General features: G+C 59.1%; 26 protein-coding genes. 15 read left to right on the top strand and 11 right to left on the bottom strand.

All coding sequences use genetic code 11. The annotated features are described in order from the left end of the window. Window positions 1–74: 74 nt before the first annotated feature. Both dprA and tldD read right to left on the bottom strand, forming a co-directional pair. Complete coding sequence (dprA, locus tag ACR3E7_RS09180; RefSeq protein WP_480502780.1) at window positions 75–1,202, bottom strand: DNA-processing protein DprA; 1,128 nt, start codon at window positions 1,200–1,202, stop codon at window positions 75–77. Between the two features lie 239 nt (window positions 1,203–1,441). Beyond that, window positions 1,442–2,863 carry a metalloprotease TldD gene (tldD, locus tag ACR3E7_RS09175; RefSeq protein WP_170790397.1) on the bottom strand — a complete coding sequence of 474 codons (1,422 nt, stop codon included), beginning with the start codon at window positions 2,861–2,863 and terminating at the stop codon, window positions 1,442–1,444. 176 nt (window positions 2,864–3,039) lie between these two features. Here tldD and coxB point away from each other — a divergent pair, with 176 nt between their 5' ends. The 11 genes from coxB to ACR3E7_RS09120 all read left to right on the top strand — a co-directional run bounded on the left by coxB (window position 3,040) and on the right by ACR3E7_RS09120 (window position 12,988). Then, complete coding sequence (coxB, locus tag ACR3E7_RS09170) at window positions 3,040–3,951, top strand: cytochrome c oxidase subunit II (protein WP_170790398.1); 912 nt, start codon at window positions 3,040–3,042, stop codon at window positions 3,949–3,951. A 73-nt stretch (window positions 3,952–4,024) separates the two neighbouring features. Beyond that, complete coding sequence (gene cyoE / locus ACR3E7_RS09165; RefSeq protein ID WP_170769994.1) at window positions 4,025–4,981, top strand: heme o synthase; 957 nt, start codon at window positions 4,025–4,027, stop codon at window positions 4,979–4,981. Continuing rightward, window positions 4,978–5,139, top strand: coding sequence for a hypothetical protein (locus tag ACR3E7_RS09160; protein ID WP_170769995.1), 162 nt, complete (start codon window positions 4,978–4,980; stop codon window positions 5,137–5,139). Before cyoE ends, ACR3E7_RS09160 begins: the two co-directional genes overlap by 4 nt. Then, window positions 5,139–5,714, top strand: coding sequence for a cytochrome c oxidase assembly protein (locus ACR3E7_RS09155; protein WP_170782862.1), 576 nt, complete (start codon window positions 5,139–5,141; stop codon window positions 5,712–5,714). Before ACR3E7_RS09160 ends, ACR3E7_RS09155 begins: the two co-directional genes overlap by 1 nt. Before the next feature lie 22 nt (window positions 5,715–5,736). Beyond that, complete coding sequence (locus tag ACR3E7_RS09150) at window positions 5,737–6,552, top strand: cytochrome c oxidase subunit 3 (protein WP_170769997.1); 816 nt, start codon at window positions 5,737–5,739, stop codon at window positions 6,550–6,552. 155 nt (window positions 6,553–6,707) lie between these two features. Beyond that, a complete protein-coding gene (locus tag ACR3E7_RS09145) occupies window positions 6,708–7,385 on the top strand; it encodes an SURF1 family protein (RefSeq protein WP_480502779.1) in 678 nt (225 codons plus the stop codon). After that, on the top strand, window positions 7,382–8,770 hold the full coding sequence (gene thrC / locus ACR3E7_RS09140) for a threonine synthase (protein WP_480502778.1): 1,389 nt from the start codon (window positions 7,382–7,384) through the stop codon (window positions 8,768–8,770). Before ACR3E7_RS09145 ends, thrC begins: the two co-directional genes overlap by 4 nt. After that, window positions 8,767–10,029, top strand: a complete 1,263-nt coding sequence (locus ACR3E7_RS09135) for a M16 family metallopeptidase (RefSeq protein ID WP_170790401.1) — start codon at window positions 8,767–8,769, stop codon at window positions 10,027–10,029. Before thrC ends, ACR3E7_RS09135 begins: the two co-directional genes overlap by 4 nt. Beyond that, complete coding sequence (locus ACR3E7_RS09130) at window positions 10,029–10,613, top strand: GNAT family N-acetyltransferase (RefSeq protein WP_170770610.1); 585 nt, start codon at window positions 10,029–10,031, stop codon at window positions 10,611–10,613. The genes ACR3E7_RS09135 and ACR3E7_RS09130 overlap by 1 nt, the downstream gene beginning before the upstream one ends. Before the next feature lie 102 nt (window positions 10,614–10,715). Further along, window positions 10,716–11,534: an MBL fold metallo-hydrolase gene (locus ACR3E7_RS09125; protein ID WP_170790402.1), complete on the top strand. Its 819-nt coding sequence runs from the start codon at window positions 10,716–10,718 to the stop codon at window positions 11,532–11,534. Window positions 11,535–11,572: 38 nt separating this feature from the next. After that, complete coding sequence (locus ACR3E7_RS09120; protein WP_480502777.1) at window positions 11,573–12,988, top strand: FAD-binding oxidoreductase; 1,416 nt, start codon at window positions 11,573–11,575, stop codon at window positions 12,986–12,988. A gap of 34 nt (window positions 12,989–13,022) precedes the next feature. Here the strand turns inward: ACR3E7_RS09120 and ACR3E7_RS09115 are convergent, their stop codons facing one another. The 3 genes from ACR3E7_RS09115 to ACR3E7_RS09105 form a co-directional block, all read right to left on the bottom strand. After that, on the bottom strand, window positions 13,023–13,502 hold the full coding sequence (locus ACR3E7_RS09115) for a fasciclin domain-containing protein (protein ID WP_170770003.1): 480 nt from the start codon (window positions 13,500–13,502) through the stop codon (window positions 13,023–13,025). 170 nt (window positions 13,503–13,672) lie between these two features. Continuing rightward, window positions 13,673–14,212, bottom strand: a complete 540-nt coding sequence (locus ACR3E7_RS09110) for an adenine phosphoribosyltransferase (RefSeq protein WP_170770004.1) — start codon at window positions 14,210–14,212, stop codon at window positions 13,673–13,675. An 80-nt stretch (window positions 14,213–14,292) separates the two neighbouring features. Then, the gene (locus ACR3E7_RS09105) at window positions 14,293–14,427 is read right to left on the bottom strand and encodes a hypothetical protein (RefSeq protein WP_480502776.1); all 135 of its coding nucleotides are present in this window, start codon (window positions 14,425–14,427) and stop codon (window positions 14,293–14,295) included. Between the two features lie 106 nt (window positions 14,428–14,533). On the opposite strand from ACR3E7_RS09105, the gene ACR3E7_RS09100 reads away from it, so the two are divergent. After that, window positions 14,534–14,707 carry a hypothetical protein gene (locus ACR3E7_RS09100; protein ID WP_170354960.1) on the top strand — a complete coding sequence of 58 codons (174 nt, stop codon included), beginning with the start codon at window positions 14,534–14,536 and terminating at the stop codon, window positions 14,705–14,707. Here the strand turns inward: ACR3E7_RS09100 and ACR3E7_RS09095 are convergent. Genes ACR3E7_RS09095 through ACR3E7_RS09085 form a run of 3 tightly spaced genes read right to left on the bottom strand, consistent with a single transcriptional unit; the run spans window position 14,704 to window position 16,401 of the window. Continuing rightward, window positions 14,704–15,333, bottom strand: a complete 630-nt coding sequence (locus ACR3E7_RS09095; RefSeq protein WP_480502775.1) for a LysE family translocator — start codon at window positions 15,331–15,333, stop codon at window positions 14,704–14,706. The two genes, ACR3E7_RS09100 and ACR3E7_RS09095, sit on opposite strands and share 4 nt — an antisense overlap. A 52-nt stretch (window positions 15,334–15,385) precedes the next feature. Further along, window positions 15,386–15,682, bottom strand: a complete 297-nt coding sequence (locus tag ACR3E7_RS09090) for a DUF418 domain-containing protein (RefSeq protein WP_480502774.1) — start codon at window positions 15,680–15,682, stop codon at window positions 15,386–15,388. Continuing rightward, window positions 15,679–16,401, bottom strand: a complete 723-nt coding sequence (locus ACR3E7_RS09085; RefSeq protein WP_480502773.1) for a heparan-alpha-glucosaminide N-acetyltransferase domain-containing protein — start codon at window positions 16,399–16,401, stop codon at window positions 15,679–15,681. The genes ACR3E7_RS09090 and ACR3E7_RS09085 overlap by 4 nt, the downstream gene beginning before the upstream one ends. A 241-nt stretch (window positions 16,402–16,642) precedes the next feature. Here ACR3E7_RS09085 and ACR3E7_RS09080 point away from each other — a divergent pair, with 241 nt between their 5' ends. Continuing rightward, window positions 16,643–17,500, top strand: a complete 858-nt coding sequence (locus tag ACR3E7_RS09080; RefSeq protein ID WP_480502772.1) for an alpha/beta hydrolase — start codon at window positions 16,643–16,645, stop codon at window positions 17,498–17,500. Window positions 17,501–17,503: 3 nt separating this feature from the next. Here ACR3E7_RS09080 and ACR3E7_RS09075 read toward each other — a convergent pair whose 3' ends face one another. Next, window positions 17,504–18,376, bottom strand: coding sequence for an S-methyl-5'-thioadenosine phosphorylase (locus ACR3E7_RS09075; RefSeq protein ID WP_480502771.1), 873 nt, complete (start codon window positions 18,374–18,376; stop codon window positions 17,504–17,506). 76 nt (window positions 18,377–18,452) lie between these two features. Then, on the bottom strand, window positions 18,453–19,010 hold the full coding sequence (locus tag ACR3E7_RS09070; protein WP_480502770.1) for a hypothetical protein: 558 nt from the start codon (window positions 19,008–19,010) through the stop codon (window positions 18,453–18,455). A gap of 163 nt (window positions 19,011–19,173) precedes the next feature. On the opposite strand from ACR3E7_RS09070, the gene ACR3E7_RS09065 reads away from it, so the two are divergent. Then, a complete protein-coding gene (locus ACR3E7_RS09065; RefSeq protein WP_170790407.1) occupies window positions 19,174–20,808 on the top strand; it encodes a SulP family inorganic anion transporter in 1,635 nt (544 codons plus the stop codon). Window positions 20,809–20,941: 133 nt separating this feature from the next. Here ACR3E7_RS09065 and ACR3E7_RS09060 read toward each other — a convergent pair whose 3' ends face one another. Next, window positions 20,942–21,547 carry a flavin reductase family protein gene (locus ACR3E7_RS09060; RefSeq protein ID WP_170782847.1) on the bottom strand — a complete coding sequence of 202 codons (606 nt, stop codon included), beginning with the start codon at window positions 21,545–21,547 and terminating at the stop codon, window positions 20,942–20,944. 72 nt (window positions 21,548–21,619) lie between these two features. Between ACR3E7_RS09060 and ACR3E7_RS09055 the strand changes: the two genes are divergently transcribed. Continuing rightward, the gene (locus ACR3E7_RS09055; RefSeq protein ID WP_480502769.1) at window positions 21,620–22,114 is read left to right on the top strand and encodes a GNAT family N-acetyltransferase; all 495 of its coding nucleotides are present in this window, start codon (window positions 21,620–21,622) and stop codon (window positions 22,112–22,114) included. Window positions 22,115–22,148 lie beyond the last annotated feature (34 nt).

Below are 22,148 nucleotides of genomic sequence, written 5' to 3'. Positions count from 1 at the left end.
GAATTGTCAATGCGTTCCTTTGCTCATTGGAATTTAGAGGTGATTTCAAAGCGATACAGGCGAAAATCAGGCCTTTAAGCCGAAAGAGACAGCAACCCGCCCGGTTGACGTTGGATACGCCCTTCCAGCTCAAGATCCACAAGTGCAGGGCCGATTTCGCCAGCGGAGGCGGCGATGTCACGGATCAACTGATCCTCGGCAATTGGTGAGGGACCGAGGCGGGTCAGAATCGCCTGGTGCAACGTGGCAGGCGGGGTGGGCTTTGTGATTGTTGAGGTTTCCTGCGATCGAGTAGCTGTGAACAGGTCGTGTTGGGGCAGGGCTTCGATCACGTCTTCTGCCGAACGCACCAAAGTCGCCCCGTCGCGGATCAACAGGTTGCATCCTGCGGCGCGGGCATCAAAGGGATGGCCGGGAACGGCCAGAACTTCACGTCCCTGATCCAGTGCATCCCGCGCAGTGATCAGGCTGCCGGATTTGGCGGCGGCCTCGACCACGACAACCGCCTGCGCCAGCCCCGATATGATCCGGTTGCGGCGCGGAAAATGCCGGGCTTGCGGTGTCACGCCCATGGGCTGTTCCGATACACGCAACCCGGATTCGGCGATTTTATGAGCGAGATCAGTATTCTCGGCGGGATAGATCACATCTACGCCACCGGCCATCACAGCAACAGTACCTGTGTCCAACGCGGCCATATGCGCTGCGGTGTCGATCCCGCGTGCCAGGCCCGAGACGATGACATGTCCCTGTTTGCCAAGATCCGTCGCCAGCCCCCGCGCCATCCGCGCGCCGAGTGACGAGCAATTGCGCGCGCCAACCATCGCCACCGTAGGGTGGTGAAAGATCGACACGTCGCCGATGGCCCACAGCATCGGCGGGGCATCGTTAAGATCGTTCAAAGCGTCAGGAAAATCGGCGGACCCAAGGCACAAAAGCTGCGCTTTGGCAGCTTTTGCGGCCTTGAGTTCCGCCTCAATCACGCCGGGCGGGCACGTTTCATACCCTTCGATACCGGCAGCGCGTGCCATTTCGGGCAGCGCGGCCAGCGCATTCTGCGCTGAGCCATGTTCCCGCAGCAGCCGACGAAACGTTGCCGGACCAACCTTGCGAGAGCGCAACAGACGAAGCCAGGAAAACCGATCCTCTTCCGTGGTGGGTGGGAGTGTGGGGTGATAGGAAGAAAGCTGCTCTTCGGTCATCCGTTGCTCCGCCTGATTGCACAACTGGTTTACGACTGTAGGGGTTAACAGCTTCTGAATCCCCTCAAATTTTTCCGGTATTTTTGCGATTTGATCTCGTGACAATGTCTAGCGTTCTGAAAAATAACGAAAATATTTTTCCGCAACAATAGGGCCAACCAGATATTGCCCAAATCTATGCGCAGGATTTGAGGCGCAGTGTTAACCCTGCGCCCCAACAGATGAGCCACGATTCTAACCTAGGCCGCCGATCCGCCCACGGTCAGGCCGTCCATCAGAACGGTAGGTTGGCCAACGCCAACGGGCACCCATTGACCGTCCTTGCCGCAGGTGCCCATGCCGGGATCCAGCGCCATGTCATTGCCAACGCCACGAATACGGTTCAGCGCGGACGGGCCATCGCCAATCAACGTGGCCCCTTTCACCGGTGCGCCGATTTTGCCGTTTTCGACACGGTAAGCCTCGGTGCACGAGAAGACGAATTTGCCATTGGTGATGTCCACCTGACCACCGCCAAACCCGACCGCCCAGATACCGTCCTTGATGTCGGCGACCAAAGACGCAGGATCGGCGTCCCCGCCCAGCATGACAGTGTTGGTCATGCGGGGCATTGGCTTGTGAGCATAGCTTTGACGACGGCCATTCCCGGTAGGGGCAACCCCCATAAGACGCGCGTTCTGGCGGTCCTGCATGTAGCCGGTCAGGATGCCATCCTCGATCAAAACCGTGCGCGAACTGGGCGTGCCCTCATCATCGACCGAGATCGAGCCGCGCCGATCCGGGATCGTGCCATCATCTACCACGGTCACGCCTTTGGATGCGATTCGCTGCCCCATGAGCCCGGCAAAGGCGGAACTGCCCTTGCGGTTGAAGTCGCCCTCCAACCCATGACCGATGGCTTCGTGCAGCAGAATGCCGGGCCAGCCAGGGCCAAGCGCGACCTCCATCACACCGGCCGGGGCGGGGATGGCGTCGAGGTTGACCAGCGCGATCCTCAATGCCTCTCGCGCCTTGTCCTGCCAGTCTGCCGGGTCGATCAGCCCGTCCAACCCAACACGACCGCCCCCTCCGGCCGAGCCGCTTTCGCGGCGACCGTTCTGCTCGACAATCACCGAGATGTTCAGCCGCGTCATCGGTCGCACATCGCGTACCAGCACGCCATCGGGGCGGAGAATCTCAACCTCCTGCACAGCGGCAGCGATGGTTGCGCTGACTTGTACGACCCGAGGGTCCAGATCGCGGGCAAAGGCATCGATCTCGCGCAGGGTTTCGATTTTGACCGGAAAACTGGCGGATTCTATTGGGTCCTCATCCGTATAAAGCCGCTTGTTCGTAGCGCGCGGAGCGTCCGCCAGCGTTCCTCCGCCATCCCCAACCGCCAAACGCGCGGTTTCGGCGGCTCGTTTCAAAGCGCCGATCGAAACATCGGTGGAATGCGCGTACCCAGCCACTTCGCCTTGCACCGCCCGCAGGCCGAACCCTTCGGACGCGTCATAAGACGCAGTCTTTAGCCGACCGTCATCAAAGACCAACGCTTCGGATTTGCGACGCTCGACAAACAGCTCTCCGTCCTCGGCCCCGGCGGTGGCAGATTGAAGGACCGCAAGGGCTTCGTCCTGTGGAAGAACGCTTTCAAACGGGCGAAACGGGTCGTTGGGCATCACTTGGGACCTTTCGGGTTTGATCCAGATCAAAAATAGCGTCTGTTTGACGCAAGCATTTTGCTTTATCTACCCGCAGGAATATGGTTTTTAACGCGGCTAAAGACAACGGGAGAGGTGCGACCGATTCACACCTTTTCGCCAGGGACGCAAAGATCAAACGATCAGGACAGAACATGAAGAATGCTTTGATGCTTTCGGGCTTTATGACAGCCCTCTCCAGCCTTCCGGCCATGGCTCAGGAGCTTGAGATTATTGGCAAACCGGTTGATGGTGGTATGGGCTTCCAGCCCGCCGTGACCGAGCTGGCCACCGGAATTCAGCGGCTGGACGGGATGATTCTGGTGATCATCACCGCGATCTGTCTGTTCGTGGCTGGTCTGCTGATCTATTGCATCGTGCGCTACAATGAACGCTCGAACCCTGAACCTGCGCGGTTCTCGCACTATACCCCGGTTGAGATCGCGTGGACGCTGGGCCCGATCCTGATTCTGGTCTTTATCGGTGCATTCTCGCTGCCGGTTCTGTTCAAACAGCAGGAAATTCCCGAAGGCGACGTGGTGATCAAGGTTGTCGGCAACCAATGGTACTGGACCTATGAATACGTCGACCACGACTTTGCATTCGACAGCTACCTGCTGGGCCATCCGGCCACGCTGGACGAAGGTGCACGCCCGGCGGATGCCGATGTGACCCCGTTTGTTCTGGATGATGCAATGCGCGCCAAGCTGGCAGATGCCGGTTACAGCGATGATGAGTGGCTGCTGGCCACCGACACCGCTGTTGTCGTGCCCGTGGGCAAGGTCATCGTTATGCAGGTCACCGCGTCCGACGTGATTCATTCGTGGACCATCCCGTCCTTTGGCGTGAAGCAGGACGGTGTGCCCGGTCGTCTGGCCGAGCTGTGGTTCCAGGCCGACAAGGAAGGTGTGTACTTCGGACAGTGTTCGGAACTGTGTGGCAAGGACCATGCCTATATGCCGATCACCGTCAAAGTGGTCAGCGAAGAAGCTTATGAGGAATGGCTGCAGGGTGCTCTGGAAGAGTATGCAGGTCAGCCTGACACCTATCAGGTTGCCTCGAACTAAGCCCTTTGCGGCCTAGGTTTTAACAAGTGGGCTGCGCGGGGATCGCGCAGCTTTTGCCCCCAAAGGACCGGACATGAGCGACGCAAGCATCAATGCCAGCCAAGTGACCGCCTCGGCGCACGCGGATGAGGCCAGCTTTGGCGATTATTTCGCCCTGCTGAAGCCGCGCGTGATGACACTGGTCGTGTTCACGGCCTTGGTGGGTCTGCTGGCAGCACCGGTGCCGGTGCATCCTTTTGTCGGGTTCTGTGCCATTCTTTTCATCGCCATCGGCGGCGGCGCGTCTGGCGCGCTGAACATGTGGTGGGATGCGGATATTGATCGGGTGATGAAACGCACCAAGGGTCGACCGATTCCGGCGGGTAAAGTGCAGGAAGGCGAAGCGCTGTCGTTGGGATTGGCGCTGTCGGGCCTGTCGGTGATCATGCTGGGGCTGGCGACCAACTGGTTTGCTGGTGCGTTTCTGGCGTTCACCATCTTCTTCTACGTCGTCGTCTACACGATGTGGCTGAAACGCTCGACGCCTCAGAACATTGTGATCGGTGGCGCGGCAGGGGCCTTCCCGCCGGTAATCGGGTGGGTCGCGGCCACGGGCACGATGTCGATTGAGCCTTGGCTGATGTTCACCCTGACCTTCATGTGGACCCCGCCGCATTTCTGGGCGTTGGCGCTGTTCATGCGCTCGGACTATGACGACGCAGGCGTGCCGATGCTGACCGTGACTCATGGCCGCCGCGCGACGCGCAGGCATATCCTGGTTTACACGGGCCTTCTGGCGCTGCTGGCTGTTGGAACGGCATTCTCGGGCATTGGTGGTCCGGTCTATCTGACCGTCGCTATAGTGATGAACGCCTTGTTCCTGCGCGGTGCATGGGCAATTGCGCGCCGGACCGAGGACGACTCGGAAGCAGATAATTTCAAGGTCGAGCGGTCGTTCTTCAAACTGTCCCTGCTGTACCTTTTCCTGCACTTCGGCGCGATTCTGGTCGAAGCGTTGCTGAAACCCTATGGGCTGGGAGGCTGGTCATGAGCCTGCGCAAAAGCCACGAACTGCACGAACGTCGTTTTAGTCGCAATCTGGGCGTAGGCCTGACGCTGGCGGCGTTCATCGTGATAATTTTCGGTCTGACGATCGTCAAAGTCTCGGGCACCGATTTCAACATGGCGAAGCAAGAGGTACAGAACTGATGGCGCTGTCTGGTCCTCAAAAGACGGTTGTTCAAACTGTGGGCGTCGTGGTGCTGATGGGCAGCCTCGCCTGGGCTGCGGTGCCGTTTTATGACTGGTTCTGCCGCGTCACCGGGTTTGGCGGCACCACAGGTGTGGCTGAAGCCGCGCCCGAGGATATTCTCGACCGCACCGTCACCGTCCGCTTCGACGCGTCTAAGGCCAAGGACATGGCGTGGGAGTTCAAACCGGTCGAACGTGAGATGGAAGTACGCATCGGTGAGAACGGGTTGGCCTTTTACGAGGCTTATAACCCGACGGACCGACCAATTGCGGGGCAGGCATCCTACAATGTCGCGCCCTATTCGGCCGGCGGCTATTTCCAGAAAATCGCCTGTTTCTGCTTTGAAGAACAGGTCCTGCAGCCCGGCGAGCGGGTTCAGATGCCGGTAAGCTTTTTCGTCGATCCTGAGATGGTCGAGGATCTGGAAGCGAAATATGTGCATACGATCACGCTGTCGTATACATTCTACGAAATTGACCTGCCCGAGGGCTATGCCGCCCTTGATGCGCAGGCTGATACAAACACGAACTAATGCCTTTAGGTGAGGGACGCTGATGGCACACGCTAAAAACCACGATTATCACATTCTGGCCCCGTCGATCTGGCCGCTGATCGGCGCCGTTGGCGGCTTTGTGATGCTGTTCGGAGCCGTCCTGTGGATGCACGGCGTCACGTCGTTCATGTTCTGGATGGGTCTGGTTGCCGTTCTATATACCATGTTCGCCTGGTGGTCCGAAGTGGTGGCCGAAAGCCGCGCGGGCGACCACACGCCGGTGGTGCGCATCGGCCTGCGCTATGGCTTCATCCTGTTCGTGATGTCCGAAGTGATGTTCTTTTTTGCCTGGTTCTGGTCGTTCTTCAAACATCGCATGTATCCGATGTACGACTATGCCGGAACCGAGTACATCCAGCCCGATATCCATGCGGTTGACCCGTTCCACCTGCCGCTGATCAACACCTTGGTCCTGTTGCTGTCGGGTTGTGCGATCACATGGGCGCACCACGCTCTGGTTCACAACAACGACCGCAAGGCGTTGGTGCAGGGTCTGGCTATCGGTATTGTGCTGGGTATTGCGTTCACCGGCTTGCAGGCGTTCGAGTATTATGAGCTGCTGGCGCATGAAGGCTGGGAATTCGGTGGCGACCAGTTCTATTCGAACTTCTTCATGGCAACCGGTTTCCACGGCGCGCATGTGATCATCGGGACGATCTTCTTGAGTGTCTGCCTGATCCGAGCTCTGAAGGGCGATTTCACACCTGAAAAGCACGTGGGATTTGAGGCCGCCGCTTGGTACTGGCACTTTGTGGACGTCGTCTGGCTGTTCCTTTTCTTTGCCGTTTATATCTGGGGTCAGGCTCCGCTGTTCTGATCCGCTCAGATAGGTAAATTGCAAAAGCCGCCCCGAGGGGCGGCTTTTTCTCGATCGGGGGCGCAAGATTGCGCCCCATACAATTGCGTGGTTGCAATCGGGATTACGCTGCCCTTAACAAGACGCCGGTTTCTGTAACAAGGTTTCACCTGACTATGCGCCGCATTTTGTTCCTGCTGATCTTTGGGCTTGCCGGTCTGGGCGTGCTGCTGTCGCTGGGCGTCTGGCAGGTGCAGCGTTTGGCCTGGAAAGAAGGCGTTCTGGCCGAGATCGACTCGCGCATAGCAGCAGATCCTGTGGACCTGCCGCCGAGCGTTTCCGAAGACACCGACAAATACCTGCCGGTGACAATCTCGGGCGATATGGAGCCGGGGGAGATCCACGTTCTGGTCTCGGTCAAGCAGGTCGGGGCGGGCTATCGGATCATTCAGTCGTTCAGCACCGAGGATCGGACTATTTTGGTGGATCGCGGCTTTGTGCCCACCACGGCGAAACTGGTCGAGCGACTGACCGGGCCAATGACCGTAACCGGCAACCTGCATTGGCCGGATGAGATCGACAGCTACACGCCCGAACCCGATATTGACGACAACATCTGGTTTGCCCGCGATGTGCCCAATCTGGCCGCCGCGCTTGGAGCCGAACCGATCCTGCTGATCGCGCGGTCGGAAACCGACCCCGGCATCACGCCTCTTCCGGTCGATACAGCGGGAATTCCAAACGATCACCTACAATATGCAATCACATGGTTTGGTCTGGCTCTGGTCTGGGCCGCAATGACCGGTTATTTCCTGTGGCGCAACCGCGCCCCTGCACAGAGTGAAGAGCAATGAAATATATCTCGACCCGCGGCCAAGCGCCGGAACTGACCTTTGAAGAGGCGATGCTGACCGGCCTTGCCCGCGATGGCGGCTTGTACCTGCCCGCTGAGATTCCGGTGATGAGCCATAATGAGATCGCCGCTCTGGCCGGTCTGCCCTATGAAGAGATCGCGTTCCGTGTGATGTGGCCCTATGTCAGCGGCTCGTTCACCGAGCAGGAGTTCAAGGACATCATCACCCGTGCTTACGAAGGCTTCGGCCATGACGCCCGCGCGCCCTTGAAGCAGCTGAACGAGAACCACTTCCTGCTGGAACTGTTCCATGGCCCTACGCTGGCCTTCAAGGACTTTGCCATGCAGCTGATCGGCCAGCTGTTCCAGGTTGCGCTGAAGCGGCGCAATGATCGTGTGACCATCGTGGGGGCGACCAGTGGCGATACAGGCTCGGCCGCGATTGAGGCGTTCCGGGGGCTAGACGCGGTGGATGTGTTCATTCTGTTCCCCCATGGTCGTGTCTCTGAGGTGCAGCGCCGTCAGATGACGACGCCCGCCGACAGCAACGTGCATGCGCTGGCCGTGGATGGCGATTTTGACGATTGTCAGGCCGCGCTGAAAGATATGTTCAACGATTTCGATTTCCGCGACGGGGTGAAGCTGGCCGGGGTGAACTCGATCAACTTTGCGCGGGTGCTGGCGCAGATCGTGTATTACTTCTCGGCGGCTGTCAGTGTGGGGGCACCGCATCGCAAGGTCAGCTTTACCGTGCCCACCGGCAATTTTGGCGATATCTTCGCGGGCTATCTGGCCAAACGCATGGGGCTGCCCATTGATCGTCTGGTTGTGGCGACCAACCAGAACGACATTCTTCACCGCTGCCTGTCGGGCGAGGGGTATTTCAAGGGCGACACTATCCCGTCGATCAGCCCGTCGATGGACATTCAGGTCAGCTCGAACTTTGAACGGGCGCTTTACTATGCATATGGCGAGGATGGCAGCGCCGTGGCGCAGTTGATGGATGAGTTGAAACGCGGGGGTTTCAACGTCAGTCAGGGCGCGATGGAGGCCCTGCGCGAAAGCTTCGACTCGGGACGTGTGTCCGAGGATGAAACGCTGACGACAATCAAACACACGCTGGCCCACAGTGCCGAACTGGTCTGCCCGCACACTGCCGTTGGAATTAAGGTCGCCGAAGAACAACGCGCAGTGGCGGTTCCGATGATCACTCTGGCCACCGCCCACCCGGCGAAATTCCCGGCAGCGGTAGAGAAGGCAAGCGGGGAATATCCGCCTCTTCCATCCCGCATGTCTGATCTGTATGAACGTCCGGAACGGGTGACACGGATTGCCAATGATCTGGGTGCCCTCGAGGATCATATCAAAGGGCATATCGCCGAGTGACTGTCAGACAAGACCAGCTGAAGAACGGATTTCGGATCGTCAGTGAGAACATGCCGGGGCTGCAATCTGCGGCCATCGGCATCTGGGTGACCGCGGGTGCGCGGAACGAGCGGATCGAACAGAACGGCATTGCGCATTTCCTTGAGCATATGGCGTTCAAGGGAACCGAGCGACGTTCGGCTTTGCAAATCGCCGAGGCGATCGAGGATGTGGGCGGCTATATCAACGCCTACACCTCGCGCGAGGTGACGGCCTATTATGCGCGTGTTCTGCAAGATGACGTAGCGCTGGCGATGGACGTGATCGGCGACATCGTTCTGAACCCCATCTTCGACCCGCGCGAGATCGAGGTCGAGCGCGGCGTGATCCTGCAAGAGATCGGTCAGGCTTATGACACGCCCGACGACGTGATTTTCGATTGGCTGCAAGAGCAGAGCTATCACGACCAACCTCTGGGCCGTACCATTCTGGGACCGTCCGAACGGGTCAGCGCGTTTTCGCGCGAGGACTTGTCGGGTTTCGTGGCTGAACACTATGGCCCTGAGCAGATGATCCTATCTGCGGCTGGCGCCGTGGATCATGACGCGCTGATGAAAATGGCCGAAGAGATGTTTGGCCATCTGCAACCGCGCAAGGGGTTGATTGCAGAAGCCGCGAAGTTCACCGGCGGCGAAGCGCGACAGGAGAAAGAGCTAGAACAGGCGCATTTTGCGCTGGCGTTGGAAAGCCCCGGCTACCGTGATGATGCGATCTATACCGCGCAGATTTACTCGACCGCTTTGGGTGGGGGTATGTCATCGCGCTTGTTCCAGGAGGTGCGCGAGACACGCGGGCTCTGCTATACGATCTTTGCGCAAACCGGGGCCTATGCGGATACCGGAACGACCACGATCTATGCAGGTACGTCAGCCGATCAGATAGGCGAGCTGGCGACGATCACAATCGACGAGATGAAGCGCGCTGCCGAAGATATGAGCCCCGAAGAGGTCGCCCGTGCGCGTGCGCAGATGAAGGCCGGAATGCTGATGGGGCTTGAAAGCCCCTCGAACCGGGCTGAGCGTCTGGCGCGGTTGGTGCAGATTTGGGGCCGGGTGCCCTCGCTTGAAGATACCGTGGCCAAGATTGATGCGGTCAGCACCGAGGACGTGCGTGCCTTTGCCGAAACCATGGCGATACAGGCCCCGGCGGCGCTGGCGCTGTATGGTCCGGTCTCGGGCGCGCCCACATTGGCGGAATTGCAGGAGAGGCGCGCGGCGTGATGCTTCTGGGCCGACGCAAGCTGAAACTTGAGACAGCGCGCCTCAGCCTGCGCCCGCCGGTGCATTCCGATTTCAACGACTGGGCGGCGCTGCGGCGGGCCTCAAAAGAGTTTCTCACTCCGTGGGAGCCGATCTGGGCCAAGGACCACCTAAGCCGCAAGTCTTTTACTAACCGGGTTTATTGGGCGCAGCGCTCGGTCGCGAGCGGGACGGCGATACCGCTGTTTCTGTTCCGGCGCGAGGATGACCGGCTGGTCGGCGCGATCACGCTGGACAATATTCGGCGGGGTCCTGCGCAGGCGGGAACGCTGGGGTATTGGACCGGGCAGGCCTATGCGCGGAACGGCTATATGCGCGAGGCGATCGGGGCAGTTGTGCATCATGCCTTTACGCGCTTGGATCTGAGCCGGATCGAGGCGGCGTGTTTGCCCGAAAACAAGCCCTCGCGCGGGTTGCTGGAGCGGTCAGCCTTCAAATATGAGGGCGTGGCGCAATCCTATTTGCAGATCAATGGACGTTGGCGGACGCATGTTCTGTATGCGTGCCTGCGGTCGGACCGTCGCGGCAGGACCGACGCGGGCTAGGGGGCTCTGCCCCCGTCGCGGCAAGCCGCGCCTCCCCCGAGGTATTTTTGAACAGAAGAACAAGGGGCATGACTTGCGGCGCATCTGCGCTAGTATCGGGTTATGCGCTGGGTGGTTGCGATATTGTTGGTGATTTCGGGTGGGGCTGCGGCGCAGGAGCGGCGGCCAAGCCATTGTATTGCCATTGCGGATGCCGCACCTGGAATTGAGTATGTTCACAAAGCCGCCTGGACGGACCCGGTGCCGGAGTTTTCGGTGCGGATCAGCTATGTCGCCCATGCCTCGTTTCTGATTCAGACGCGGGGCGGGTTGAATGCGGTGACGGATTTCACAGGGTTTATTGGCAGTGCCGATCTGATCCCGGATGTGGTCACGATGAACCATGCTCATAGCACCCATTGGACGGCGCATCCCGACCCGGCGATTCCGCATGTCTTGCCCGGTTGGGGGGAGTTCGGGCAGGGGATCGAGCATCATCTGGATTTGGGTGAGATGCTGGTGCGCAATGTCTCGACCGACATTCGTTCGGTCTATGGCGGGGTTGAGGAGCGCGGAAACTCTATCTTTGTTTTCGAAATCGAGGGGCTGTGCATTGGCCATCTGGGGCATTTGCATCATGTCCCGTCGGACGAACAATTCGCAGCCTTGGGGCGGCTGGACGTGGTCATGGCCGCGGTAGATGGGGGCACGACCATGCCTCTGCCCGAGATGATTGAGGTGCTGAAGCGGTTGAAAAGCTCGGTCATTATTCCGATGCATTGGTTTTCGGGCTTTTCGCTGGACCGGTTTCTGGTCGATATCCGGGATGAGTTCCCGGTTGAGCGGGATGGTATCTCGGAATTGACTGTGTCGCTGCGCACATTGCCGGATCGGCCGACGGTGGTGGTGCTGGAGCCTCAATATCTGATCGAGCTTGAATAGGGCTTGCCGGGTCCGGCGGAGTTGGTCAAGGAATGCCTATGAGACTGAATCCTGCTAACCAAACCTTTGCTCAATCCATCCGCGACTCTCTGGGCGATGACGTTTTACGTGTTCCCGAGCTGCGATATGCAGAGGAGCCGCGCCGCAGATTTTCAGGACAGGTCGGTCTTGTCGCGGCCCCGCGTCGAACGGAAGAGGTCGCGGCGCTGATACGGTTGGCGTCTGCGGCGTCGATACCGGTTGTGCCTTATGGGGGCGGAACCGGGCTGGTCGGTGGGCAGGTGATGCCTGATGGGCCTGCGCCGCTGTTGATCTCGTTGGAGCGGATGACAGCTATCCGCGCGGTTTATCCGACCGAGAATATTCTGATTGCCGAGGCCGGAGCCGTTCTGGCTGATATTCAAGCGGCTGCCCGGCAAGCAATCCGCTTGTTTCCTCTGTCTCTGGCCGCGGAAGGGTCGTGCCGGATTGGCGGCAACCTTGCGACCAATGCGGGTGGGGTCAACGTCCTGCGCTATGGCAATGCACGCGATCTTTGCCTGGGGCTTGAGGCGGTTCTGCCCAATGGGGAGATCTGGCATGGGCTCAGCCGGTTGCGCAAGGACAATACCGGTTATGACCTGCGCAATTTGCTGATCGGGTCTGAGGGAACGTTGGGGATCATCACCGCGGCATCGCTTAAGCTGTCGCCGTGTCCTGCTGGGGTTGGAACGGCGATGGTGCAGGTCCCGTCGCCCGAAGCTGCCATTGATTTGTTGGCCCTGGCGCGGGATCAGCTGGGGGACGGTGTCAGCACGTTCGAACTGATCCACAGGCAGGGGCTGCACTTTCTGTCCGAGGTGCTGCCGGATATACGTCAGCCATTTGCATCCCCGCCGGAATGGTCCGTATTGATCGAGATTGGGTTGTTCGGCGATATCGCACCTCAGGAGGCACTTGAGACGCTCTATTCAGCGTCTGAGGCAAGGGGTTTGGTCCGGGATGCCGTGATCGCGCAAAGCGAGGCGCAGCGGGCTGATCTTTGGGCTGTGCGCGAGCGAATCCCCGAGGCGAACCGGCTGATCGGCTCAGTTTCGAGCCATGATATCTCAGTGCCGATCTCGGAAATCCCCGCGTTTATCCGACAGGGGGCAGAGGTTGTTGCCACGTTGGGGCCGTTTCGCATCAACTGTTTCGGTCATCTGGGGGACGGTAATCTTCACTACAACGTGTTTCCCCCGGCAGGGCGTAATCGCTCTGATTTCGATGTGCAGCGGGCCCTGATCAAGCGTGCCATCCACGATCTTGTGCACAAGTTCGGTGGATCGGTCAGCGCAGAGCATGGGATTGGACGGCTGAAGACAGATGATCTGGAACGCTACGGCGATCCGGCCAAGCTGGCTGCAATGCGGGCGATCAAGTCTGTGCTTGATCCCAAGGGGATCATGAACCCCGGGGCTGTTTTGTCGGTATAAGTGCGGCCCGGGTACCCCCGAGCCGCGCGCCGTTTTACGAGGATGGCAGGATCACTTTGTCGATAACGTGGATCACGCCATTCGTCGTTTCGATATCGGCCTGAACGACTGAGGCGTCATTTACCATCACGCCGTTGTCCAGATCGATTGTCACGTCGCCGCCTTGCACGGTCGCAGCCTTCATATCGTCGGACAGATCACCCGACATCACTTTGCCCGGTACCACGTGATAGGTCAGAACAGCGACCAGTTGATCTTTGTTTTCGGGCTTGAGCAGAGACTCAACGGTCCCTTCAGGCAGGGCTGCGAAGGCTTCGTCAGTCGGGGCGAAGACCGTAAATGGACCTTCACCTTTCAAAGTATCCACCAACTCGGCGGCCTGAACAGCAGCGACCAGAGTCTCAAAGCTGCCCGCGCCGACAGCGGTATCCACAATGTCTTTCTTGGCTCCGGCTAAAGCAGCGGTGGCGATCAGGGCGCCGGACACGCCGGCAATTGCGAATTTGCGAAACATGATAAAAGATTCCCTTGTTGGGATGCCCTTGGTGGCATCAACAGGGGTACGCGCGCTATTCAAAACAGGATCACTGAATATGTTGATGACTTTGACTTGAAGCCGCCAAACTCTGCGCTAAGCCAGCGTAGAACGAATTTTCAACTCACAGCTTTGTGATCAGTTTGCAGTCAGAGACCTTCGAATTCGCACAGGACATGCACATCCATGTCCATCTCCTCCAGCAATTTGCGACCGCCAAGGTCGGGTAGGTCGATGATGAACGCGCAAGAGATGATCTCACCGCCCAATCTCTCGATCAGTTTGATCCCGGCGGCAGCTGTGCCCCCGGTGGCCAGCAGATCATCGACCACCAGGATTTTTTCGCCGGGCTGGATCGCGTCGTCGTGGATCTCAACGATAGCCTCACCATATTCCAGCTTGTAGTCTTGGCTGATCGTCGTGCCGGGTAGCTTGCCCTTTTTGCGGATCGGGACGAACCCGACACTCAGTTGGTGGGCAATCGCGCCGCCCAGAATGAAGCCGCGGGCCTCAAGTCCCACAACCTTGTCAATCCGCTCGCCTGCATAAGGGTGCAGCATCTGATCAATCGCCATGCGAAACCCGCGCGGGTCGGCGAACAGCGTTGTCACGTCCCGGAACATGATCCCTTCATGGGGGAAATCGACGATGGTTCGGATGTAATCCTTGACCGTTTTGTTTCTGGACATGGAAGGACCCCTTTGGCGTCAAAACACGCTGGGCTGTTTGGCCCATTGGGGTCGGTCATGCAAGGATTGATTGAGAGTGTTTATTTATGACGTCCCGCAAGAATGGTCGGGAAGCTTTTATAGCGATACAGCGCCGAGGGCAGCCAAGCTAGGTGAGGTTTGCGCCAGTTGCGCTGGTCTTGCAAAAGAAATGCCTGAGCAGCATGAAGGTTCATTGCCATATTCCTTATTTATTGTTAGGTGCTCGATAACTACAATTTCTATGCGATGTATATACAATGCATCTCGGGAAGAATCAAGACTTTGTCAGGGATGTGCAGCGTGGCCAAGAAAGACGGTAAGGGTTCTACCAAGAAAAACAGTCAGTTGGTCCTGCGTCTGGACAAGGATGAGCGGGACGCTTTTGTCGAACTGTGCAAAGAGTTGGACACTTCGGCCGCCCGCGAAATTCGGCGGTTCATACGCGGCTTCATGAAGGAAAACGCCGAAGACTAGGCTGGACGGCGCAAAACCGCAGTCGCGACACCCATTCCGATCAGGGCCAGCCCTCCCAACCGGGTCATGGCAGTGATCACGCCCGCTCGTCCGATCATCACCCGCAGCCGATCTGCCAGCAGCGCATAGGCTAGCGCGTTCAGCCAAGCGAGTCCGACGAATGTGGCGATCAGGATGATGAATTGCGGGCCCAGAGGGTCCGAGGGGCGCAGGAATTGCGGCACGAACGCAATGAAAAAGGCAATGGATTTCGGGTTAAGCGCCGTCACGGCTGCTGCGTGACCGAACACGCTGCGGGCAGTGACGTCCCGGCTGGTCTCGACGGTGCTCAACCCACCGGATGGGGCGCTGCGCAGCAATTTGATGCCAAGCCAGATCAGATAGGCTGCCCCCACCCATTTCAGGACCGAAAACAAGGTGGCGGAGGCCAGCACCAGTGCGCCTAAGCCCAGCAAAGACGCGGTCATGGCGATCAGATCTCCGACGGCAACGCCAGTGGCCGAGGCCACGGCAACGCTGCGTCCTTTCGACAGAGCATAACTTAGCACCAGCAGGACGGTCGGTCCGGGGATCAGCAACAGTGCAGTCGAGGCAGCCACAAAGGCCAGCCAGAGATCAAGGGACATGGGGGCTCCTGTCAGAATAGTACCGCCAGAAAGCCCTGCGATACCGAGAAGGTCAAGCCGCACGTGGCTGCGTCATGCGACGCATCAGGCCCTCAAGCGGTCCACGCGTGAACCAACGCGACCAAAGCAGGCCCGCCAGTGAAGACAGTATGCAAAAGCCCAGCGCATAGAAGACAATCTGAGCGGGGGAGAGAGAGCCGTCCAGCAGATCTGCTTCCTCTAGCGCGCCCATACCGATCAGGATATGCGCGACATACAGTGTCAGGCTGATCCGCCCCGGCGCTGTCAAAGCTGATGCGGCGCCCAAGCGTTTGAGCTTTGGCCACAGTTTCAGCAGCAGCCCGATCACCACGCAGGCCGATCCGGTTCCGGCGAGGATATAGAATGGTCCGGGCGGAATGGATTCGGTGCCGAGGTAGGCGACCAGGTCAGGGTCTTGACCAGCATCGAAGGAAACATTGCAAGCACGGCTGCGCCGAACCCCCACATGATCAGGCGGTGTTGGATACAGATCGTGTGGAGTTCTGACCGCCCAATTGCCATGCCAATCAGCAGGAACGCAGCCCATGGCAAAACCGGATGCCAGCCGTTGAAGACCGCGTTGCGCAGAAAACCGGGTAAGGTCCAGAGGTCGTAATACGTCAGGGTCGCCCAGTTCCATCCATTGCTGTAGTCGAAGGTCAGATTGGCCAGTACAGCCAATCCGACGATACCCAGAGCGCCCAACCAAAGGCTTCGCGCCGAGGCGGTCAAAAACGCTGCGCCGACCACAAAATACAATGCGTAGAAATGCAGGATGTCGGCGTCAAACACGTTCATGTTGATCAGCCCCAATCCAAAAAGGAACAAAGCACGCCGCAGCAGCAGAGGGGCCGCGATGTGTGACAGGCTGACGCCGATCCCGGCCAGGATCACGAACAAGGCCGCTGCACGCCCCTCCAGCGCATCGACCAGAGCCGTCGCCCAGCCGCCATCTGGCGCAACCTGCGCCGCGATCCGGAAATTAACCAACACCATACCGCAGAACGCCAAAAACCGGGCTGCGTCCAGTGCCTCTAACCGTTTCATGCTTGTCCTCATAGTTGTCGCCTGCGGTTCTGCTGGGTCTTTGTGGCGCAAGTGCGGCTGCACCCTGTAAACAAATCGCGAGCGGCTGCGCTTGTTTTCAACCTTGACCCTATCCAACCCGCGCACAGGGCGGTATTTCCGCAACAGTCTGAAGATTGCATTAAACCGCGCGGTCGCGCCTTGAAACACAGGGCAGGGTTCCCAGTCTATGAACAGGCAGATTTCAACCGGGAGGAGGCCTATGGCACAGGTGCAAACGGATCATCCGCACATCACGGGGCATGTACTCACAAGCGCGCGGCTCAAAAGGGCGCTGATCCTGTTGGTTGCGATCTGTGCTGCTGTCTATGCCGCGATCCTTGGGTATATGTACGCCAACCAACAATCGCTGTTGTTCAAACCGGGCGAGACGCTACCTGCGCCGGCTACGGTCGGTCTGGCGGATGTCGAGGTGCTTTCACTGCTCATGGCCGATGGTACCCAGCTGGCTGTTTGGACGGCTCCTCCGGCCACAGAAGGCGCGCCTACAGTGCTGTTTTTCCATGGTCAATCCGGCAGCCTGGGGGATCGCGCAGATCGGATGCGTGAAATCCTCAACAGTGGTTTCGGCCTGTTCGCCCCCAGCTATCGCGGCTTTCCGGGTAGTGAGGGCACGCCCTCTGAACCGGCGCTGATCGGCGATGGGATCCAGATGTATGACCGCCTTGCTGCAGCGGGTCACACGGTCGTTCTGCATGGGCAAAGCCTTGGGACCGGCGTTGCCGCCGCCGTGGCCGCGCAGCGCCCTGATGCACGCCTGTTGGTGTTGGAGGCACCGTTCACCGCAACGGTCGATGTCGCAGCTGAACGTTATCCGTTCCTGCCGGTCTCAGCCCTTATGAAGGACCAATTCGCAACCCGCGACCTGATTGATCAAGTCAGCGTGCCAACGCTGATCTTCCACGGCACGGCGGACACGACCATCCCGGTCCACCACGGGCAGTCTCTGGCCGAAATGGCCGGAGACAACGCGCAGCTTTTCATCATTCCCGACGGTATGCATAACGACCTTTGGTCCTACGGCCTATGGGATCAAGTGCAACAGGCGCTGATCAATTAGCGGTCAAAGGATCCGCCCGGCCACCGCATCCAGTTTGGCCAGCAGGGCCGGGTCACGTTTTTCCGGTGCTGTCAGAATGGCGTATTCCAACGCACGGTCACATCCATGCGGGCAGGGGGCACGGTCTGCCCCCAAAAGCACGGGCAACCCTTTGACCAGGGCCCTGCCTTTTTCCGCGTTGCCGGTCAGGGTGGCGATAATGGCGGTGACGTCAACCTCGCCGTGGTCAGGGTGCCAACTGTCGTAATCCGTGACCATCGCGATTGAGGCGTAGCACAGCTCGGCCTCGCGGGCGAGCTTGGCCTCAGGCATGTTGGTCATGCCGATCACGTCACAGCCCCAGTGTTCGCGGTACATTTTGGATTCCGCCAGCGATGAGAATTGCGGGCCTTCCATCGCCAGATAGGTGCCACCGCGGTGGATATTGATCCCGGCGGCCTTGCCTGCGGTTTCACACGCATCCGACAGGCGCGGGCAGGTTGGATGGGCCACGCTGACATGCGCCACGCAACCGGTGCCGAAAAAGCTTTTCTCGCGCGCAAAGGTCCGGTCGATGAACTGATCTACGATCACGAAGTCCCCCGGTGCCATATGATCGCGAAACGACCCGCAGGCAGAGACCGAGATCACATCGGTGACACCCAGCCGTTTCAACGCGTCGATATTGGCGCGATAGGGTACCTCGGTCGGAGAGTGCACGTGGCCGCGCCCATGGCGGGGCAGGAACGCCATTGCAACACCGTCCAATGACCCGGTCAGGATCTGGTCTGAAGGGTCTCCCCAGGGCGTCTCGACAGTGACCCATTCTGCATTTTCCAACCCGTCAATGTCGTAGATGCCTGATCCGCCGATGACGGCTATCTTGGTCTGGGTCACGTGCTTTCTCCGAGTTGTTGTGCGAGTTGAAGGATTTGTGCGCCGAGCGACGACGGCTGACAAGGGGCAATGCGGCTTATTGTGACGTCAACAGATTGCGCGCCTGCGCCTGTTGTTGGAAATCCGCCCATGCGGGGCTGAATTTCTGCAATGGCCATGTTAGGTCCTGTGCCTGCCCATGCCTGTCGCGGAATTCGAACCGATAGGCCTCGCCCTTCAGCATGGCTTCAACGATCTCATCCGCACCGACGCCGTCAAACGTGCAGCTCAACCCGGTCAGACATCCAGGTCTGCGCGTGCGCCAAACCGCTCCGTCCTTTCCATCGATCCGAAAGCCGGATGGCCAGAACAACGTGCCGGGCTCGATACCGAACTCGATCTCCACGCCATCCGGGGCAGGGGTGATAAAGATGAACTGTGCTCCAAATTTCGGGCGCAGCGAAAACACCTCGGCCCGGCGAATGTAACAGCTTTGCTTGAGCGCCCCGTATTCCTCGCGCTCATCGCAGATGGAATTCCAGACCCCGTAGGTTTCATAATGGGTCACACGCCAGTTGCTGGCAGTGTCATTGCCCTGCAAATCCTGCGCCAAGGCAGCAATAGGGGTCAGAAGAAACAAGATCAGCCATCGCATGGCGCAAAGGTGTGCCCCCGGTGTGGCAGGTTCAACTCACGACTTTGTGAGATACCGGCTATGCGCCCCGTGCATAGCAGCCTCCCGCTTGATGCGGTGGCTCAGAGAGCGGATGACAGGTAGAAAGCCCCTTTCGCGCGCAGATCAACCGACAGGACATTCCATGCCCCGAGCCATGCTGGCAAGCTTTGCCAACCGTATTGCCAAACCCGACCTGCGTTGGGTGCCGGATGAAGGGCTGACACCGTCCCGTTTGCGGATCGAACTGCTGTCTGGCCTGACCGTGGCCCTTGCGCTGGTGCCCGAAGCGGTGGCATTTGCCTTTGTCGCAGGCGTGCATCCGTTGGTTGGCCTCTATGCTGCCTTCATGGTCGGCCTGATCACGGCGCTGATCGGCGGGCGTCCGGGCATGATCTCGGGTGCGACCGGGGCCTTGGCGGTTGTGATGGTGGCGCTGGTGGCGGAGCATGGCGTGGAATACCTGTTTGCGACCGTGGTTCTGATGGGCATCCTGCAAGTGATTGCCGGGGCCATGCATTGGGGCCGGTTTATCCGCTTGGTGCCGCATCCGGTGATGTTGGGCTTTGTAAACGGGCTGGCGATCGTGATCTTTCTGGCGCAGCTTGGGCAGTTCAAGGTTCCGGGCACAATGGAGAACACCGGCCACGGCATGGGCGGAGGTGAGTGGCTTTCGGGTCTGCAGCTTTACACCATGTTGGGCCTGGTCGCGCTGACCATGGCGGTGATTTGGGTCATGCCGCGCATCACGCGTGTTGTTCCGGCCCCTCTGGCCGGGATTGTCGTTGTTGCCGCGCTGGTGATCGGCTTTGGCCTGGATGTACCGCGCGTAGGCGATCTAGCCTCGATCGAAGGCGGCCTGCCGCCTTTCCACATTCCGATGGTGCCGCTGACCTGGGAAACCATTGAAATCATTCTGCCCTACGCCGTCATTCTGGCCGCCATCGGCCTGATTGAATCGCTGCTGACCCTGAATCTTGTGGGTGAAATCACGGGCAAACGGGGCGGAGCGTCACAGGAATGCATCGCGCAAGGCGTGTCCAACGTCGCTACCGGGTTCTTCGGTGGCATGGGCGGCTGCGCGATGATCGGCCAGTCGATGATCAACGTGAAATCCGGTGGTCGAACTCGAATCGCTGGCATCGCGGCAGCCTTGTTTTTGTTGATTTTCATCCTTTTCGCGTCCCCGCTGATCGAGCAGATTCCGCTGGCCGCATTGGTCGGCGTGATGTTCATGGTGGTCATCGGTACCTTCGCTTGGAACTCGTTCAACATCATGCGCAAAGTGCCCCTGATGGATGCGTTCGTCATCGTGCTGGTGACGGTTGTTACGGTGATGGAGGACCTTGCGGTTGCAGTTGTCGTCGGCGTCATCGTCTCGGCTCTGGCCTATGCCTGGAACAACGCCAAGCGCATCCATGCGATTACGCGGGATTCTGAAACAGAGAAAGGTGCGAAAGTCTACGAAATCCAAGGCCCTCTGTTCTTTGGTTCTTCTGACGGATTTGTCGAACTTTTCGATGTCCCGAATGATCCCGAGACCGTCATAGTGGATTTCGCCGAAAGCCGTGTGGTCGATCAATCTGCCCTACAGGCGATCGAAAATATCGCTGGCAAATACGAAGCGGCCGGTAAACGCGTGATGCTGCGCCATCTGAGTCGAGATTGCCACAAGCTGCTGAACAAAGCCGGTCACCTTATGGTCGATAGCGACGATGACCCTGATTATGAAATCGCGGTCGATTATTCAGTTCGCACCGGCATTCTGGGCGGTCACTGAGGATTTAGCGAGGCTCCGCCTCGCGCTCCGGGATATTTGGGGCCATATGAACGGAGGATCCCCTGCTTCATCTGGCTATTAATATCCCGGGGGAGTCGCCGAATAGGCGGCGGGGGCAGCGCCCCCTATACGCTCAGTCATCCGGGCGGTTGAGTGAGAATAGTTCAGTAACCACCGAATAGTCGCGGTATCCGAGCCGCGCCAGTGGCTGAAACGCCGTGACGTCGAACTTGCCATCCTTCAAACAGTCATCGCGCAGGTGGACACCGGTGACTTCGCCGAAAACAACGCGGTTCGCCGCGCCGGGCAGTGTGACGATCTGGGTCAGCTTGCATTCCAGGGCGGCGGGCGCGTCTTGAACCCTAGCACATGGGATCGTCTCGCACTCCACTGCAGTCAAACCTGCGTGGCCGAATTCATCCACATGTTTTGGTAACCCGGCAGAGCTGGCGTTCATCGCATCACGATGCGCATGGGCGACAACGTTGACGCAGAAAACGCCTGTTGCTTCGATATTGGCGAGACTGTCTTTGCCGCCGTCTTGGTCGGGTTTCGTCCCGGTCGTGGCAAACATCACCTGTGGCGGTGTATACGCGACCCCGTTGAAGAAGGAGTACGGCGCCAGATTGTTGATCCCATCGCCGTCGCGGGAAGAGATCCAGCCAATCGGGCGCGGGGTTATGATGGCGTTGAAAGGGTTATGCGGCAGGCCGTGGCCGTCTTCGGGGCGATAGAACATATGAACTCCAAGCGTTTGCCCAAGGCGTAACGAAGTGCTAGGGCGAATTCCAGCAAGGAAAAGAGGGCAGGGGTGCAGCAATTCACGATCAAGCCGGAGGACCCGGACGATTGGTGGGAGGTCGAGGCTTTGTACGACCTGTGCTTTGCGCCTGGGCGCGAGGCGCTGTCCTCGTACCGGTTGCGCGATGATGTTCCGCCGGTTGAGGGCTTGTCTCTAGTGGCCCGAGATGGTGAGGGCATTTTGGCGGGGGCGATCCGGTTCTGGCCCGTTCATGTGGGGACCTTCGATGCGTTGTTGCTGGGGCCGGTGGCCGTGCACCCCACCCATCAGGGGGAGGGCTTGGGCGGTTTCCTCATACACGAGGGCTTGCAGGCAGGTCTTATCAGAGGATGGGAGCGGGTGATGCTGGTGGGCGATGCACCTTATTACAGTCGTTTCGGCTTCGCCCGCCTGACCGGAGTTGAGATGCCGCCGCCCACCAATCCCGAACGGGTTCTGGGGGCTGAGCTTGCCTTGGACGCGTGGACGGATGTCAAAGGTCCTGTAACGCGTTGGGACCGATGAGCTATTGAAAAAACGGGGCATAGTGCCGATCTTT

It is taken from the genome of Ruegeria sp. BK1 (assembly GCF_056535645.1).
This window is presented reverse-complemented; position numbering and strand designations above follow the sequence as displayed.

Coding starts and splice junctions, on each gene's coding strand:
- ACR3E7_RS09105 (WP_480502776.1), bottom strand. CDS start 14,427: ATGAACCTTCATGCTGCTCAGGCATTTCTTTTGCAAGACCAGCGCAAC.
- ACR3E7_RS09080 (WP_480502772.1), top strand. CDS start 16,643: ATGGCACAGGTGCAAACGGATCATCCGCACATCACGGGGCATGTACTC.
- coxB (WP_170790398.1), top strand. CDS start 3,040: ATGAAGAATGCTTTGATGCTTTCGGGCTTTATGACAGCCCTCTCCAGC.
- ACR3E7_RS09070 (WP_480502770.1), bottom strand. CDS start 19,010: ATGCGATGGCTGATCTTGTTTCTTCTGACCCCTATTGCTGCCTTGGCG.
- dprA (WP_480502780.1), bottom strand. CDS start 1,202: ATGACCGAAGAGCAGCTTTCTTCCTATCACCCCACACTCCCACCCACC.
- thrC (WP_480502778.1), top strand. CDS start 7,382: ATGAAATATATCTCGACCCGCGGCCAAGCGCCGGAACTGACCTTTGAA.
- cyoE (WP_170769994.1), top strand. CDS start 4,025: ATGAGCGACGCAAGCATCAATGCCAGCCAAGTGACCGCCTCGGCGCAC.
- ACR3E7_RS09125 (WP_170790402.1), top strand. CDS start 10,716: ATGCGCTGGGTGGTTGCGATATTGTTGGTGATTTCGGGTGGGGCTGCG.
- ACR3E7_RS09060 (WP_170782847.1), bottom strand. CDS start 21,547: ATGTTCTATCGCCCCGAAGACGGCCACGGCCTGCCGCATAACCCTTTC.
- ACR3E7_RS09155 (WP_170782862.1), top strand. CDS start 5,139: ATGGCGCTGTCTGGTCCTCAAAAGACGGTTGTTCAAACTGTGGGCGTC.
- ACR3E7_RS09085 (WP_480502773.1), bottom strand. CDS start 16,401: ATGAAACGGTTAGAGGCACTGGACGCAGCCCGGTTTTTGGCGTTCTGC.
- ACR3E7_RS09065 (WP_170790407.1), top strand. CDS start 19,174: ATGCCCCGAGCCATGCTGGCAAGCTTTGCCAACCGTATTGCCAAACCC.
- ACR3E7_RS09145 (WP_480502779.1), top strand. CDS start 6,708: ATGCGCCGCATTTTGTTCCTGCTGATCTTTGGGCTTGCCGGTCTGGGC.
- ACR3E7_RS09110 (WP_170770004.1), bottom strand. CDS start 14,212: ATGTCCAGAAACAAAACGGTCAAGGATTACATCCGAACCATCGTCGAT.
- ACR3E7_RS09160 (WP_170769995.1), top strand. CDS start 4,978: ATGAGCCTGCGCAAAAGCCACGAACTGCACGAACGTCGTTTTAGTCGC.
- ACR3E7_RS09150 (WP_170769997.1), top strand. CDS start 5,737: ATGGCACACGCTAAAAACCACGATTATCACATTCTGGCCCCGTCGATC.
- ACR3E7_RS09095 (WP_480502775.1), bottom strand. CDS start 15,333: ATGTCCCTTGATCTCTGGCTGGCCTTTGTGGCTGCCTCGACTGCACTG.
- ACR3E7_RS09120 (WP_480502777.1), top strand. CDS start 11,573: ATGAGACTGAATCCTGCTAACCAAACCTTTGCTCAATCCATCCGCGAC.
- ACR3E7_RS09115 (WP_170770003.1), bottom strand. CDS start 13,502: ATGTTTCGCAAATTCGCAATTGCCGGCGTGTCCGGCGCCCTGATCGCC.
- ACR3E7_RS09130 (WP_170770610.1), top strand. CDS start 10,029: ATGCTTCTGGGCCGACGCAAGCTGAAACTTGAGACAGCGCGCCTCAGC.
- tldD (WP_170790397.1), bottom strand. CDS start 2,863: ATGCCCAACGACCCGTTTCGCCCGTTTGAAAGCGTTCTTCCACAGGAC.